15 protein-coding genes and 1 tRNA gene are annotated in these 15,712 nt (G+C 62.2%); 5 read left to right on the plus strand and 11 right to left on the minus strand.

Annotated elements, in window-relative coordinates; all coding sequences use genetic code 11:
- Window positions 1-59: 59 nt before the first annotated feature.
- The 5 genes from GLP43_RS12945 to GLP43_RS12965 all read right to left on the minus strand — a co-directional run bounded on the left by GLP43_RS12945 (window position 60) and on the right by GLP43_RS12965 (window position 2,835).
- The gene (locus tag GLP43_RS12945; protein ID WP_005849249.1) at window positions 60-554 is read right to left on the minus strand and encodes a hypothetical protein; all 495 of its coding nucleotides are present in this window, start codon (window positions 552-554) and stop codon (window positions 60-62) included.
- Between the two features lie 113 nt (window positions 555-667).
- Window positions 668-1,177 carry a periplasmic heavy metal sensor gene (locus GLP43_RS12950; protein ID WP_237279629.1) on the minus strand — a complete coding sequence of 170 codons (510 nt, stop codon included), beginning with the start codon at window positions 1,175-1,177 and terminating at the stop codon, window positions 668-670.
- A gap of 3 nt (window positions 1,178-1,180) precedes the next feature.
- The gene (locus GLP43_RS12955; protein WP_237279630.1) at window positions 1,181-1,543 is read right to left on the minus strand and encodes a hypothetical protein; all 363 of its coding nucleotides are present in this window, start codon (window positions 1,541-1,543) and stop codon (window positions 1,181-1,183) included.
- Entirely contained in the window at window positions 1,530-2,216 is a 687-nt protein-coding gene (locus GLP43_RS12960; protein WP_237279631.1) for an RNA polymerase sigma factor, read from the minus strand. The genes GLP43_RS12955 and GLP43_RS12960 overlap by 14 nt, the downstream gene beginning before the upstream one ends.
- On the minus strand, window positions 2,188-2,835 hold the full coding sequence (locus GLP43_RS12965) for an EF-hand domain-containing protein (protein ID WP_237279632.1): 648 nt from the start codon (window positions 2,833-2,835) through the stop codon (window positions 2,188-2,190). Before GLP43_RS12965 ends, GLP43_RS12960 begins: the two co-directional genes overlap by 29 nt.
- 213 nt (window positions 2,836-3,048) lie before the next feature.
- Between GLP43_RS12965 and GLP43_RS12970 the strand changes: the two genes are divergently transcribed.
- Window positions 3,049-3,453, plus strand: a complete 405-nt coding sequence (locus GLP43_RS12970) for a DUF983 domain-containing protein (protein WP_237279633.1) — start codon at window positions 3,049-3,051, stop codon at window positions 3,451-3,453.
- Between the two features lie 48 nt (window positions 3,454-3,501).
- Complete coding sequence (locus tag GLP43_RS12975; RefSeq protein WP_237279634.1) at window positions 3,502-4,197, plus strand: NUDIX hydrolase; 696 nt, start codon at window positions 3,502-3,504, stop codon at window positions 4,195-4,197.
- Here the strand turns inward: GLP43_RS12975 and GLP43_RS12980 are convergent.
- The 3 genes from GLP43_RS12980 to GLP43_RS12990 form a co-directional block, all read right to left on the minus strand.
- Window positions 4,194-5,111, minus strand: coding sequence for a DMT family transporter (locus tag GLP43_RS12980; protein ID WP_237279635.1), 918 nt, complete (start codon window positions 5,109-5,111; stop codon window positions 4,194-4,196). The genes GLP43_RS12975 and GLP43_RS12980 overlap by 4 nt on opposite strands.
- Before the next feature lie 68 nt (window positions 5,112-5,179).
- Window positions 5,180-5,677: a lipocalin family protein gene (locus GLP43_RS12985; RefSeq protein ID WP_237279636.1), complete on the minus strand. Its 498-nt coding sequence runs from the start codon at window positions 5,675-5,677 to the stop codon at window positions 5,180-5,182.
- 156 nt (window positions 5,678-5,833) lie between these two features.
- Window positions 5,834-6,874, minus strand: a complete 1,041-nt coding sequence (locus GLP43_RS12990; RefSeq protein ID WP_237279637.1) for an aldo/keto reductase — start codon at window positions 6,872-6,874, stop codon at window positions 5,834-5,836.
- Between the two features lie 166 nt (window positions 6,875-7,040).
- Between GLP43_RS12990 and GLP43_RS12995 the strand changes: the two genes are divergently transcribed.
- Window positions 7,041-8,270: an MFS transporter gene (locus tag GLP43_RS12995; RefSeq protein WP_237279638.1), complete on the plus strand. Its 1,230-nt coding sequence runs from the start codon at window positions 7,041-7,043 to the stop codon at window positions 8,268-8,270.
- A 55-nt stretch (window positions 8,271-8,325) separates the two neighbouring features.
- Entirely contained in the window at window positions 8,326-10,038 is a 1,713-nt protein-coding gene (metG, locus tag GLP43_RS13000; protein ID WP_237279639.1) for a methionine--tRNA ligase, read from the plus strand.
- 97 nt (window positions 10,039-10,135) lie between these two features.
- Here the strand turns inward: metG and GLP43_RS13005 are convergent, their stop codons facing one another.
- The 3 genes from GLP43_RS13005 to GLP43_RS13015 all read right to left on the minus strand — a co-directional run bounded on the left by GLP43_RS13005 (window position 10,136) and on the right by GLP43_RS13015 (window position 12,127).
- On the minus strand, window positions 10,136-11,371 hold the full coding sequence (locus GLP43_RS13005; RefSeq protein WP_237279640.1) for a GAF domain-containing sensor histidine kinase: 1,236 nt from the start codon (window positions 11,369-11,371) through the stop codon (window positions 10,136-10,138).
- A gap of 116 nt (window positions 11,372-11,487) precedes the next feature.
- Window positions 11,488-11,574: transfer RNA gene (locus GLP43_RS13010), tRNA-Leu, on the minus strand.
- Window positions 11,575-11,671: 97 nt separating this feature from the next.
- The gene (locus GLP43_RS13015) at window positions 11,672-12,127 is read right to left on the minus strand and encodes an Lrp/AsnC family transcriptional regulator (RefSeq protein ID WP_237279974.1); all 456 of its coding nucleotides are present in this window, start codon (window positions 12,125-12,127) and stop codon (window positions 11,672-11,674) included.
- Between the two features lie 128 nt (window positions 12,128-12,255).
- Between GLP43_RS13015 and putA the strand changes: the two genes are divergently transcribed.
- Window positions 12,256-15,675 carry a bifunctional proline dehydrogenase/L-glutamate gamma-semialdehyde dehydrogenase PutA gene (gene putA / locus GLP43_RS13020; RefSeq protein ID WP_237279641.1) on the plus strand — a complete coding sequence of 1,140 codons (3,420 nt, stop codon included), beginning with the start codon at window positions 12,256-12,258 and terminating at the stop codon, window positions 15,673-15,675.
- Window positions 15,676-15,712 lie beyond the last annotated feature (37 nt).

Consider the following 15,712-nt stretch of genomic DNA (forward strand, 5'->3'; position numbering starts at 1 on the left):
AAGCTAACGATCACGACAAAAAGAAAAGGCCCGTGGCGATCTGCCTGCGGGCCTTTTGCTTAGGATCGTTCTGCCATCATGGCAGAGATGATCTCGGACATGAACTTGGTCTGACTGCCGGGAGTCATGCCGCCGACACCGATGCGCCGGCCAATCCGCCACCACAGGCCCGGGCGCCAGATGCGGTCACCGCCGGTGCCCGGCTTGGTGCGCAATAGAAAACCGTTGGACGGCTTGAACGCAAAAACGCCGCGATCCAGCCCGATGATGTCTTCGACCCGTGCAATCACCGTACCGTCGCTGTCGCGCAATTCGGTGGCGGTCAGCTCGATCGCGCCCGCGGTTGCGCGGCGCATCTTGTCAGCCATCCAAAGCGCCAGCCCCCCCATTGCCAGCAAGAACACCTGCCAGCCCAGACCGGGCGACGACGTGAACGCGACGTAGATCAGGAACAACCCCAATATCCCAAGCGCCGTCAGCCCAATGGCCCGCCGCCCAGAGGAGGCACGCGTGGTGGCAAGAACTTCGTTGGGATCGTTGAATTCAGGGAGCATGGGGCGCGACTTTCGTTAAGGTCGCTTTGCCTACCGCGCCGGGCGCGCATTTGGCAAGCCCGCGCCGCGCAATCCCGCACGGCAGGCCCTGACCGCTTGTGCCAGTTGCCAGCCTATTGACCGGCCTTCGGAGGCTTTGCGCCGTCGCGTTTGCCTTTTTTGCCGCGCTTGAGCATTTCCTCGACTCGGTCGGCATAAGCTGCACGCTCGGTCGCCGACATCTGAGCCAACTCGGCCAGCCACGCGTTTTGAACGGTCTGCTGAACGGTCAGTGTGGCGTCGCGTTGCAGGTCCAGCACGCGGCGTGCCTCTGCGGGGGCGAAGGGCTCTGCGCGGATGGCGGTCAGCGCCTCTTGATACAATGCGCGGCGTGCGGCACGGCTGACGGATTTATCCTCGCGCCCCTTGCGCGCATCGGCAAAAACGGCGCGGCGGCGTTCTTCGGGCAGCGCCATGACGTAGGGCGTGCCATAGTCGCGCATGTGCCGCATCGCGCCACCATGCGGCCCGTCAAAGCGATAGGCCGCCCCCGCAACCAGCCCCAACACCAGCAGGTTCACCCCCAGCGACAGCCCCAAGGCCCATCGCAGTGTCTTCGTGCTTTTGAATGCAAAGCCTGCCATTTTCTATCCCTCGTCCAAGTCCCAGCCAAACGCCGTCAGATCTGACGTATAGGTGTCCAGCGATGTCGCATCGGCTACGATGTAATCGTCGCCGCCGGTGATGATCTGCGTCGCAACATCCGGCAGGCCACTTGGTGGGGCGACCCCGATCCAGAACCCGACAGCCGTTGCCGTGATCAGCCCGCCCAAGGCAGGTGCGCCGCCGATGGCGCGCCAAAAACCACGCCAGCCCCCTATTGCGGGGGCAGGCTGTGCCGCCAGCGCATCGGCGATCATCCGGTCCATCATGCCGGCAGGCATCTGCGGCGGGGTCGCCCGCGCCTGTTCGAAATGCGCCTCTAGCGTATCTGTTTCACGTTTTGTCATCATCGTATCCCAAGGCGTCACGTCTTGCGCCCAAAAGTTTCGCCAAAGCCCTTTTGCCCCGAGCGGTCAGGCTTTCAACCGCTTCGACCCCGACATCCAGAATGGTCGCGATCTCGGGGTTCGCCAACCCGTCTATGTGGCGCAGCACCACCGCCTGCCGCTGCCGCTCGGGCAAGGTGTCCAGCGCCGCTTGCAAGGCATCCTCGCGCGCCGTGCGCTGCAGCCGTGCCTCGGCGCTTTCCGCCGGATCGGCGGGTTCCGCGATGTCCTCGAGCGGGACACCACGGCCGCGTTTGCGCAGCCGGTCGGTGCACAGGTTGGCGGTTACACGGTACAGCCAAGTTGTTACCTTCGCTTCTCCATCGCGCCAGTCCGGTGCGATCTTCCACAGGCGCATCAGCGCGTCTTGCGTCACGTCTTCAGCCTCGGCCGCGTTGCCCAGAATGCGGAAGGCGTGACCAAAGATGCGCGGTGTCAGCTGAACCGTCAACAGCCGTGCCGCCGCCGCATCCCCCTGCACATAGCGGTGCAGCAAGGCGCGTTCGGGGTCATCCGCCGTACCGGCATCAGAGGTATCCTGCATATTCATCAAGCCGGAGGTAGCCTTTGCGGGCGCGCCGTTCAAGCGCGCCCGCATGCTTGCCTTATTCCGTTGCAGCCGCGTCGCCGTCATCGGACTTGTCGTGCTTCATGTGTTTGCCGGGTTTGCCGTGCCCGTCTTTGCCGTCATGACCACCGCGCTTGCCGTGATGTTTGCCACCCATGCGGGCCTTGGCGAACTCTTCCGCGCTCAGCGAGCCGTTTTCGTCAGCGTCCAGCTTTTCGATCATCTGCTCGGGGCTGTGACGCCCGGCCATTTCTTCCATCGACAGCTTGCCGTCTTCATTGGCGTCCATGCGCTTGATCATCTTGCCGTGACGCTTGGCCATTCGGTCGCCTTTGCCCTTGCCCATGGCTTCAAGCTCGGTCGCGGAAAGCGACCCGTTGCCGTCTGTGTCCAGCTTCTCCAGCAGGCGCTGGCTGCGCTCAGCGTGGCGTGCCTTGGCTGCGGCGGCAAGTTCATCCTGTGTCAGGAAGCCGTCGCCATCGGCGTCAGCAGCCGCGAAACGTGCCGCAGCGTGGGCTTTCATTTCTTCGGCAGTGACTTCACCGTTCATATCGGTGTCCAACTGGACAAAGTGGCTTTGCTTGCCGCCCTCTGCCTTATCGGCATTCTGCGCGACCAGTGTCGTGCCGCCCAATGCGATCAAGCCGCTCAAGAGTGCGATCTGAAGATTTGCTCGTTTTGTCATCTGTTTCTTCCTTTGGTGATCTATCTAACGCCCACCGTTTTCAGCGTGGCGATACCGGTTCAAACGACAGCCGCCCGTCATTCCGTCGCAAAAAATGTGAAAAAGTTTTGGGCACCCCTGCACGGGCTTTGCGACATGGCGACGCAACTGCCCCAAGATCTCTTTATTTCGCGGCGTTTTGGCCGCATGTAGGATGGGAACAAGGAAGCCAAGATGACTGACCAGACCGTAGATATGCCTCACGTAGACACCGATGAACGCAGCATGAAGAAATCCCTGCTGCGCGGCTGGCGGCGTAAATGCCCCAACTGCGGGGCTGGACCGATGCTGAAAAGCTATCTGAAGGTTAACGATACCTGTACCGTCTGCGGCCAAGAACTGTTCCATCACCGCGCCGATGATGGTCCGGCCTATCTGACGATCCTCGTTGTCGGGCACCTGCTGGCCCCGGGGCTGCACATCGCCTTTGTGGTCTGGCGCCCCGAGCCGCTGACGTTGTTTACAATCTTTTCGGTTGGCTGCGTCGGATTGTCCCTCTACCTTCTGCCTAGAATGAAAGGGGCCATGATCGGCTTCCAATGGGCAAAGCGCATGGGCGGGTTCGGCAGCACCAGCTGACCGGCACCCCAAAAGCCCCGCTAGAAAAACAGGACATGGGGCAAGGCGATGACCATCGATAAAAGCAAAATCCGCAACGCAGCCACGGTGATCGTGATCCGCGACCGGCATACCGCACCGCGGATCCTGATGGGGCAGCGCGGGGCGACGGCGGCCTTCATGCCCAATAAATTCGTCTTTCCGGGCGGTGCTGTCGATCTGGGCGATGCGCAAGTGCCGCTGGCAAGCATGGTCGATGAAACCTGCCAGAACCGTCTGGCCGAAGACGCCGATGGCAGCCTTGCACACGCCTTGGTGGTGGCCGCGATCCGCGAGCTTTGGGAAGAGACCGGCCTGATCCTTGGCCAGAAAGGCGCATGGGAGGGCACGCCCCCAGCCGATTGGCTGACCTTTGCACAGCGCGGCTACCTGCCCCACGCGGCCCCGCTGCAATTTGTTTTCCGCGCCCTGACGCCTCCTGGCCGTCCGCGCCGCTTTGACGCGCGTTTCTTTCTAGTCGATGCCGAGGATATCGCCACCGATCTGGACAATTTCGACGACGCCTGTGACGAGCTTTCGCATCTGCAATGGGTGGCCCTGTCGGACGCGCGCAAATTCGACATGCCCTTCATCACCGAGGTGGTGCTGGCCGAAGTCGAGGCCCGCGCCCGGCAGCTTGACCCGCCCGCCTCGGTCCCGTTTTTCAAGAATAACGACGAAGAAAGCCTGTTCCTGCGTTTGCGCGGGCGCCCGATGCCAATCTAGGCGACCATCACCAGCATCAGGATCGACGCGATCAGCACCGCCATGCCAGCCGCCTCACGGGGGCTAATTTTCTCGCGGAAGATCAGGGTGGAGGCCGCAACGCTCAGGATCAGCTCTACCTGACCAAGGGCTTTGACATAGGCCGCGTTCTGCAAGGTGAAGGCGATGAACCAGCACAGCGATCCACCCATCGAGGTCAGCCCGATCCAGAGCGCGACCCGGCGCGCGCGCCAGACATCGCGGATCTGCCCCGGTTCGCGCAGCCGCAGGTACACCGCCATGATCAGCGATTGCATCGTCACCACCGCCGCGAGGGTCACGCCTGCGCGCAGCACCGGCAGATCGGTCTGCACCGCCAGCGACGCCCCGCGATAGGACACGGCTGACACCGCAAAAAGCGCGCCTGACGCGATCCCCAACCCCGCCGCGCGATTGCGCAGGTCGCGCAGGTGAAAGCCCTTGGCCTCTGCCCCGCCGGACAGCAGCAGCAACCCCACCACGCCAAGGGCAATCGCGGCGAACCCGGTGGCGCTGACGCCCTCGCCCAGAATGATCCAGCCCACCAGCACGGTCAGGATGACTTCGGTCTTCTTGAAGGTGATGCCCACGGCAAAGTTGCGCTGTTTGAACAGTAGCACCACACAGACCGTCGCGAGGATTTGCGCCGTGCCCCCGACCAACCCATGCGTCCAGAACCCCGGCCCAAGCGGCGGCAGCGGTGTCGCGCTGAGCGCCAGATAGGCCGCGAGCCCCACTAGGATGAAGGGCGCGGAATACAGAAACCGCGAGAACGTCGCCCCCGCCGCCGACAGGGTCGCGGTGGCGAGGTATTTTTGCAGCATGAACCGCCCGGTCTGAAAGACCGCGGCGGCCAGCGTCACAAGGATCCACAGGTCCGGCAGCGTGTCAGCCATGGGCGCTGACCCCGATCACCGCAGCGCGCCCACAAAGCGTGTCGACGCCGTAATTTCTGCGCGCTTGGTCATTGGGTCAGCCTTAGCAGATCCGTGTCATAGCCGTTAAAATCCAATATCTCGCGCGCCGCTGTTATCCGGTCCGCGCCGCCTGTGGCGCTGCGGTCGAGGATCCAACCAAAGTCGCCAGCGGGATTGCCGACCACCGCGGTGCGGAACCCTTCGTCGACCCAAAGCACCCAAAGCGTGCGCGTGCTGCCATCGGGGCGCGACAGCGCATAGCGCCCCTGCCCCTGCTGCTGCGCCAACCACAGCGTTCCGCCGTCGCCACAGCCGACCTGTGTGCACAGCTGGAACGCAGGGCCCTTCGTCGTCTCGACCAAGGCCACCTGCGCCACGCCGTCACCAAAGCTGTCGCGGACCAGCCACGCTCCTTTAAAGCGCGCCGCGTCATAGCGGCTGGTCGCACCGATCAGCGCGCGCGTATCGCGCAGACCTGGTGCCGTTTCAGGTGCGGGTCCGGCGCACCCGGCCAAGACCGCCAGCGACAGCAGCGCGCGCTTCATGCCGCGGCCCTTATGGTGAGGCCAAGCGGTGCCGGGGCGCTGACCTGTGCGCCCATATAGTTGATACCCGCGACCGAGCAGGTGATGAATACGTTCTTGTTCATGGTGAGTTGCATCCAAATCTACCAGTGACGGTTGCGCAACAGCGGCTCTGTATCAATAGGGCATCGGATGCGCTTTATGCGCGGCATCCAGATCGGCCATCACCTCTTTATCCAAATGCAGGTCGATCCCGCCGAGGATCACCTCGAGCTGATCCAGCGAGGTCGCGCCAAAGATCACCGAGGTCATGAAGGGCCGTTGGCGCGTGAAGGCCAAGGACATCTGCACCGGATCCAGCCCATGTTTCTGCGCGATCTGCAGATAGGCGTCCACCGCATCGAACACGCGATCCGTTTTGCGCCCGCCCAGATCCCCGTTGATCGCCATGCGCGACCCTTCGGGCAGCGCGCCATTCTGGTATTTGCCCGTCAGCAGCCCCGCCGCCAGCGGAGAATACGACAGCATCCCGATATCTTCGTTGTGGCACGTCTCGGCCACGTCGGTATCGGCGATGCGCGCCAGCAGCGAATATTCGTTCTGGACCGAAACGGCACGCGGGCCGCCCGTGCGTTCGGCGGCATTCACCCATTGGGTCAGCCCCCAAGCGCTTTCGTTGCTCAGCCCGAAGGCGCGAATGGTGCCGCGGGTCACCTCGTCTTGCAGCGCGCCAAGGCAGTCCTCCATATGGGACATCGTTTCGGCACGGTTTTGCGACGAGGGGTCATATTGCCAGTTCTTGCGGAACATGTAGCTGCCGCGATTGGGCCAGTGGAACTGGTAAAGGTCAACATAATCGGTGTTGAGCCGCTTGAGCGATCCCTCAAGTGTGCTGCGGATCGTATCGGGCGAAATCCCCGCACCGTCACGCACCGGAGCCCCCGCGCCTGAGTGTTTCGTCGCCAGCACAAAGTCATCGCGCCGTCCGGTCTTGGCGATCCACTGGCCGATGATCTCTTCTGTGCGGCCAATGGTTTCCGCCTTGATCGGGTTAACCGGATACATCTCGGCGGTGTCGATAAAATTGATCCCTGCATCAAGGGCGCGTTCAATCTGCGCATAGCCTTCCTCGGGAGTGTTTTGCGTGCCCCAAGTCATTGAGCCCAGACAGAAATCAGTCACTTCGATACCCGTGTGACCCAGCGTGTTCTTTTGCATCGGAATTCCTCGTTTAGATTTGCGCCTACCCTTTCTGTTCCGCCACGTCACCGCAAGCGCATTTTCCGGGCAGCCGTGCCGTGCAAAAGCCGAAGTGTAAAAATTTTCGCGTGACTGTCGCTTTGGCCATTGGTCTTGCCCGAAAATGGGCACAGAGTACTGCGATATGCGCCTTCTCATTTCCTTCGCCGCCCTGTTTCTTTCTATCATTCTGCTGCAGCTGTCGTCGGGCGGTGTGGGGCCGTTGGACGTGCTGTCGGGCACGCAACTGGGGTTCACAAATCAGCAGATCGGCCTTTTGGGCTCGGCGCATTTCGTCGGCTTTTTCTTAGGCTGCTGGGGCGCGCCGCGTCTGTTGGGCACCGTCGGGCACAGCCGCGCCTTTGCCGCCTTTACCGCGGCGGGGGCGATCGGGCTGCTTTCGCATATGATGGTGCTGGATCCTTATGCCTGGGCGCTCATGCGGGTCGCGTCGGGGTTCTGCGTCGCCGGATGCTATACGGTGGTCGAAGCATGGTTGCAGGCCAAGGTCACGAACGAGACACGGGGCCGTACGATGGGGGCCTACCGCGTGGTCGATACCAGCGGGTCACTGGCGGCGCAGATGATCATTGGCGTGCTCGCGCCTGCGTCCTACGTGTCCTACAATCTGCTGGCGATCCTGTGCTGTGCCGCACTGATACCGCTGGTACTGACCCGCCTGCCCCAACCCGAAACCCCCGAAAAAGGGCGGCTGCGCCCCAAGCTCGCGATTGATCGATCCCCGTTGGCCGTCGCCGCCGTGGTTGTCGCGGCGCTGTCCAGCGCGTCCTTCCGGATGGTCGGGCCGATCTATGGGCAAGAGGTCGGGCTGACCGCCGGTCAGATCGCGTGGTTCTTGTCGGCTTTCGTGCTGGGGGGCGCTTTGGCGCAATTCCCCGTCGGCTGGCTGGCCGATAAATTCGACCGCCGCTGGGTGCTGATCTGGCTGTCGGCTGCATCAATGCTTAGCTGTGCGGTCACTGTGATGTCGGCGGGCATGGGCACGCAGGCGATCTTTCTTGCCGCGACCTTCTTTGGCCTCACGACCTTTCCGATCTATTCCGTCGCGGCGTCCCACGCCCATGACTTTGCCAGCAGCTCGGAACGAGTAGAGCTTTCGGCGGCGCTGATGTTCTGGTTCGCGGTCGGGGCGATCTTTGCCCCCTACATCGCCTCGGTGCTGATCGAAGGCTTCGGCCCCGCGGCGCTGTTTACCATGATCTCGGTCGGGCATGGGGTGCTGGTGCTCTTCGGGCTGACGCGGATGCGCGCCCGCCCTACGGCTACAAAACGCACCCCCTATGTCTATGCGCCGCGCACATCCTTTACCATTGGCCGCTTGATGCGCCGCAGCCGCGAACGCGACGCCCCCTAGCCCTTGCCCCGCCGCTGCGCTAGAGACGTGCAAAAGCAGTTTCGGGGTCCAAGTCATGACGCGCCACCTTATCACCTCCGCCATTCCGTACATCAACGGGATCAAACATCTGGGCAACCTTGTGGGCAGCCAGCTGCCCGCCGATCTATACGCCCGCTATCAGCGCGGGCGCGGACACGAGGTGTTGTTTCTCTGCGCGACGGATGAACATGGCACGCCCGCTGAACTGGCTGCTGCCAAAGCAGGTAAACCGGTGGCGGAATACTGCGCCGAGATGCACGAGGTCCAGGCCCGCATCGCAGACGGGTTCGGCCTGTCCTTCGATCACTTTGGCCGGTCCTCCAGTGCGCAGAACAAGGCGCTGACCCAACACTTTGCCGCAGCTCTTTATGATCAGGGCCTGATCGAGGAAGTCGAACAGCGCCAGATCTACTCCGAGACCGACGGGCGGTTCCTGCCCGACCGCTATGTCGAAGGCACCTGCCCCAACTGCGGGTTCGAGGATGCCCGCGGCGACCAATGTGACAACTGCACCAAACAGCTAGACCCCGAAGATCTGATTAACCCGCGATCGACCGTTTCCGGTGCCACCGACCTTGAGATGCGCGCGACCAAGCATCTGTTCCTGCGTCAATCGCAGATGAAGGACAAGCTGGACGAATGGATCAACAGCAAGGCCGACTGGCCCGTGCTGACCACCTCTATCGCGAAGAAATGGCTGCACGACGGTGACGGGCTGCAGGACCGTGGTATCACGCGCGATCTGGACTGGGGTGTGCCTGTCAAACGCGGCGACGCCGATTGGCCGGGGATGGAGGGCAAGGTCTTTTATGTTTGGTTCGATGCGCCCATTGAATACATCGCCTGCGCGCAGGAATGGGTCGACGCCGGCAAAGGATCGGATTGGGAAAGCTGGTGGCGCACCGACAAAGGGGCCGACGATGTGCGCTATACCCAGTTCATGGGCAAGGACAACGTCCCGTTCCACACGCTCAGCTTCCCTGCCACGATTATGGGCTCGCAAGAGCCGTGGAAGCTGGTCGATTACATCAAATCGTTCAACTACCTCAACTATGACGGCGGCCAGTTCTCGACCTCGCGCGGGCGTGGGGTGTTCATGGATCAGGCGCTTGAAATCCTGCCGGCGGACTACTGGCGCTGGTGGCTGCTGTCCCATGCGCCCGAAACCTCGGATGCGGAATTTACGTGGGAGAATTTCCAGTCGTCCGTGAACAAGGATCTGGCGGATGTCTTGGGCAACTTTATCAGCCGCATCACCAAATTCTGCCGCTCGAAATTCAGCGAAGACGTGCCAGCGGCGGGCGAATACGGGCCTGAAGAACACGCGCTGATCGCGGACCTGACCGAACGGGTTGCTCGCTATCAAACCGCGATGGAGGCGATGGAAGTCCGCAAATCCGCCGCCGAACTGCGGGCGATCTGGGCTGCGGGTAACGAATACCTGCAAGCACAGGCTCCTTGGACGACCTTCAAGACAGACCCCGACAAAGCCGCGGCGCAGGTGCGTTTGGCGCTGAACCTGATCCCGCTTTACGCGGTCTTATCTGCGCCCTTTATCCCCACCGCTGCGGCCAGCATGCTGGACAGTATGAAGGTTGAAAACGCCGCATGGCCAGATGATGTGCCTGCCGCCTTGGCGCAACTGGCTCCCGGTCACGCCTTCGAGGTGCCAGAGGTGCTGTTCGCGAAAATCACCGACGACCAGCGCGATGAATGGGCCGAGAAATTCGCAGGCGTGCGCAGCTGATCTGCAAAGGCTCCGCCGTCTGGCAATCTGTAAAGCAACAAAGGCCAGCGCACCGCGCTGGCCTTTGGTTTAGTCCCACAAGATACCCTAATCGCGTTCAGGCCGCCAGCAGCGGCAAACGGAACGCAAACGTCGTTACCCCATCCTCACAGGCCACGTCGATCCGTCCGCTATGCGCCACAGCGATGGACGATGCGATATGCAGACCAAGGCCCAGCCCCTCCACCTTGGTTTGGTCGCCACGCTGATAGGGCTGGAACAGCTTTTCTTTCAGCCCGTCGGGGATCGGCGCACCGCGGTTGGCAACAGATATCTCTGCCTCCGCATCGGTAACAGAACCGCGCACCGCGATCTCGCTGCCCTCATCGGCATAGCGCACCGCATTGGACAACAGGTTCGACACCGCCTGCGCGACCCGCGCCGCATCACAGCTGACGGGGCGGTCAAAATTCAGATCGACAGAAATCTCGTGATCGGGCGCGGCGGCGCGCACCTCTTCGATCACGTGGTTCAACGCCTCTTCCAGCGCCGCGTCCGGCGTGGCCGAGATGCGGATCCCCCCGCCCAACCGCGATTTTGCGTGCAGCATGATATTGTCGATAAGCTCGCTCATCCGGTGGATAGAGCTCCCCATCAGCGGCAGGATTTTGCGCGCCTTGTCTGACAGCGGCTCCCTGTCAAGCTGGCGCACACCCGCGTTCAGCGCCGCGACCGAATTGCGCAGGTCGTGGCCCAAGACGGCGACGAACTCCTCTTGTACGGCGGCCATCTGGCGTTCGTGCTCTACCAGTCGCTCCTGCGCTTCCAGCCGCTCTTCCGTCTCAAGGCTGCGCCCGATGGTATCGGCGAACAGCTCGAGCATTGCGACAACGCGGGGGTTCTTCACATCACGCGGTTCTGTGTCGATGGCGCAGAGTGTGCCAAAAAAACTGCCGTTGCTACGGCGGATCGGAATAGAAGCATAACTGACGATGCCGAATTGCGCGGCAATCGGATGGTTGCGATAGACTTCATCCGTCGCGACATCGTTGAACAGCACCTTTTCCGAGGTCTCGCGCACCGACTGGCAAAAGGTCTGGTCGATCCCGATCTCATCCCCTTCGGACAAGCCAAAATTCACTTCGTCCACCGTGCGACAGGCGACCCAGCGATCGGTCGTCACCCGCGCGACAGCGGCAAAGCGCATATTCGTGGCCAGCATCACCGTTTCCAGCAACGTGCCCACAGTTTCACTGCCCGCCAGCATTTCAATATCCGACTGGAAATCATGCGCACCGGCCAGATAGGCCTGATGATCCTGAATGACCGCGCGCATATCTGTCTCGTCGTCCACCCGATATCCCCCAGTTGTTTCGCATCCGCTACCATATGCACAGCCAATAGCAACGACAATGCCATGACTATCGCCGCGTTAGGCGTTTATGCGTTAGATATAGAAACGGGCAAAAATGGTGCGGGCGGTGGGACTCGAACCCACACGGGCACAAGGCCCAACAGATTTTAAGTCTGGTATGTCTACCATTCCATCACGCCCGCAGTGCCGCGCACAATAGCTAGGTTGCGGGCGGTGTAAATGGTCTGATGCAGAGCAGCCGGCATCAAAATTACGATCGGCCTCGTGCGCGTTCGCGGCTTAGGCCATGTCCGCGAGCATGATTTCCTTGACCGCTTCCATCGCCACATAGGTAGAGGTGTTGGCGACATAGGGCAGCGTGGTCACCGTTTCGCCCAGAAAACGACGGTAGGCGGCCATGTCACGGGTGCGCACCTTAAGCAGGTAATCAAAGTTCCCTGCGATCATATGGGCCTGTTCAATTTCAGGCACACGGGACACGGCCTCGTTAAAGGCGCGCAGGGCGACCTCGCGGGTGTCTTCTAGACGGACCTCTACGAAAGCCACGTGATCCAGCCCCAAACGGATCGGGTCCAGCAGAGCGCGATAGCCCAGAATGACGCCACTTTCCTCCAGTCGCCGCAAGCGCGCCTGAGTAGGAGATTTTGATAAACCGATCCGCTTTGCAAGGTCGGTGATGCTGATGCGCCCGTCCTCGGCCAGAACCGAAAGAATCGCCGCATCGAAGCGGTCCATTTTGAAGTCGTCGTTTGTCACGCAAGAGGCCCAATAATAAAGCGGTTTACCCACCAAACTGGCCGGAATCAGGAACTAATACTACTATTCGCGCGCTATTCTACAGCAATTGTTAGTTGGAGTACCTAATGGCACGCGATTCGTCCCCTATTTTGCGCCACCAGATTGACGCAGGCACCTACACCGACCAAGACAACGTCTTGCGTGAACTGGTGCGCAATGCGCATCTGTCGCCAGAGGAACGGGTCAAGATCACGCAAGACGCGGCACAGATCGTGCGCGATATCCGTGGGCATACCTCCCCCGGTATCATGGAGGTGTTTCTGGCTGAATATGGCCTGTCCACCGACGAAGGCGTGGCGCTGATGTGCCTCGCCGAAGCGCTGCTGCGTGTGCCCGACGCCGAGACCATTGACGCCTTGATCGAGGACAAGATCGCGCCCTCTGACTGGGGCCGGCATATGGGGCACTCCACCTCGCCGCTGGTGAACGCTTCGACATGGGCCCTCATGCTGACCGGCCGCGTGCTGGACGATGACCAACCCGGCCCCGTGCGCCACCTGCGCGCAGCCATCAAACGTCTGGGCGAACCGGTGATCCGCACCGCCGTCAGCCGCGCGATGAAGGAAATGGGCCGCCAGTTTGTTCTGGGCGAAAACATCAACGCCGCGATGGAACGCGCCAAGGGCATGGAGAAGAAGGGCTATACCTACAGCTATGACATGCTGGGCGAAGCCGCGCGGACTGAAGCCGACGCCAAACGCTACCACCTGAGCTACAGCCGCGCGATCTCTGCCATCGCGACGGCCTGCGTCCACAAGGACAGCCGCAAGAACCCCGGCATCTCGGTCAAACTGTCGGCCCTGCATCCGCGCTATGAGGTAGCGCAAGAAGCCTCCGTCATGCGTGATCTGGTGCCGCGTCTGAGGGCGCTCGCCTTGCTGGCGAAATCCGCCGGCATGGGGCTGAACGTCGATGCCGAGGAAGCCGACCGTCTGGGCCTGTCGCTGGATGTGATCGAAAAGGTGCTCTCCGAACCTGCGCTGTCCGGCTGGGACGGTTTTGGCATCGTGGTGCAGGCCTATGGCCCCCGTGCTGGAGTGGTGATCGACGCGCTCTATGACATGGCGATCCGCCACGACCGCAAGCTGATGGTCCGCTTGGTGAAAGGTGCCTACTGGGACACCGAGATCAAACGCGCACAGGTCAAAGGTGTCGAAGGTTTCCCCGTCTTCACCCAAAAAGCCGCGACCGATGTGTCCTATATCGCCAACGCACGCAAACTGCTGAACATGACCGACCGGATCTATCCGCAGTTCGCCACACATAACGCACATACGGTCGCCGCCGTACTGCATATGGCCGAGGATAAAGAGAAGTTCGAATTCCAACGTCTGCACGGCATGGGCGAAACCCTGCATAACATCGTGATGGACAAGTATGGCACCCATTGTCGCGTCTACGCCCCCGTGGGCGCACATGCCGATCTGCTGGCCTATCTTGTGCGACGCCTGTTGGAAAACGGTGCGAACTCAAGCTTTGTGAACCAGATCGTCGACGAAGACGTCGCCCCCGAAGTCGTCGCTGCCGACCCCTTCGACAGCCTCGCGGAAAGCGGCTTGCACATCCCCACCGGGCCCGAGCTTTATGCCCCTGCGCGCGTGAACTCGATGGGGTTCGATCTGATGCATACGCCGACGCTGGATGTGATCGAATCTGCACGCGCGCCGTGGAAAGCCCACCGTTGGGCGGCCGTGCCCCTGTTGAACGGCGAGGCAAAGCCCAAGAAATCGGCACGCCTGATGAACCCTGCCGCCTCTGGCCGCAGCCCCGGCACCGTGCGCAACGCGTCCGAGGCCGATGTCGCCAAAGCGTTGGACAATGCCGCCGTTTGGGACGCCTCGCTAGAGGAACGCCGCGAGGTCCTGCTGCGCGCAGCCGATATGCTGGAATCGCACTACGGCGAGATTTGCGCCCTGTTGTCGCGCGAGGCCGGCAAAGGCTTGCCCGACTGCGTGGCAGAACTGCGCGAGGCGGTGGATTTCCTGCGCTATTATGCACAGCAGGCCACCAACACGCCCCCCGCGGGGATTTTCACCTGCATCTCGCCGTGGAACTTCCCGCTGGCGATTTTCTGCGGGCAGGTCAGCGCGGCACTAGCTGCGGGCAATGCGGTGCTGGCCAAGCCAGCGGAACAGACTCCGCTGATCGCCTTCCTTGCCGTGACCTTACTGCATGATGCGGGCGTGCCCCGTCACGCGTTGCAACTGCTGCCCGGCGGTGGCGAGGTCGGCGCGGCGCTGACCTCGGACAAACGGATCGACGGCGTGGCCTTCACCGGCTCGACCAACACGGCGCAGCGCATTCGGTCCGCGATGGCTGAACATTGCGACCCCGGTGCGATCCTGATCGCGGAAACGGGGGGGCTGAACGCTATGATCGTCGACAGCACCGCCCTGCCCGAACAGGCTGTGCAATCGGTTGTCGAAAGCGCGTTCCAATCGGCCGGGCAACGCTGCTCTGCCCTGCGCTGCCTCTATATCCAGGAAGACATCGCCGAAGATGTGATCGAAATGCTCGAAGGTGCGATGGACGCACTGGTCATGGGCAACCCTTGGGACATCTCGACCGACGTGGGCCCCGTGATCGACGAGACCGCGCAAAAAGGCATCGCCGAGCATATCGAAACCGCCCGCACCGAGGGCCGGATCATCGCCGAGCTGACCGCCCCCACCGTCGGCACTTTCATCGCGCCGACAATGATCCGTGTGAACGGGATCGCTGATCTGGAGCGCGAGATTTTCGGCCCCGTCCTGCACATCGCCACGTTCAAGGCGACCGAGCTCGACAAGGTGATCGACGCGATCAATGCCACTGGCTACGGACTTACCTTCGGGCTGCACACCCGCATCGATGACCGGGTGCAGCATGTCTCGGAACGGATCGAGGCGGGCAACATCTACGTCAACCGCAACCAGATCGGCGCGATCGTCGGCAGCCAGCCCTTCGGCGGCGAAGGCCTTTCGGGTACAGGTCCGAAAGCGGGCGGTCCGAACTACCTCCCCCGTTTCAGCGCGCCCGACCTCAAGGTCGTTGAGGACCAATGGGACAGCACGCAGAAAGACCTGCCCAAGCTGCCCGGCCACAGCGGGGCCTTCCTCGAAACCATCACCCTGCCGGGGCCCACGGGCGAATCCAACCGGCTCAGCACCCTGCCGCGTCCCGCGCTCTTGTGCATGGGGCCGGGCAAGGACACTGCAGCCGAGCAAGCCCGCGCGGTCACGGCCCTTGGTGGGAATGCGGTGGAGCTGTCAGGCAGCATCGACGCGACCGCTCTGACCGACGGGCCAGCCTACGGTGGTGTGCTCTGGTGGGGTGACGAGGCCACGGCGCGCAAACTGGAACAGGCCCTGTCTGAACGCGACGGGCCGATCATCCCGCTGCTGCGCGGGCTTCCCGATACCGCCCGCGTCCGCGCCGAACGCCATGTCTGCGTCGACACTACCGCCTCTGGCGGGAACGCGCAGCTGCTGGGGGCTGCCGGCTGATCCAACTCAAGGGCGGGCGTTCCGACGCCCGCCCTTG

This window comes from Sulfitobacter sp. M39, from assembly GCF_021735935.1.
GTDB lineage: Bacteria > Pseudomonadota > Alphaproteobacteria > Rhodobacterales > Rhodobacteraceae > Sulfitobacter.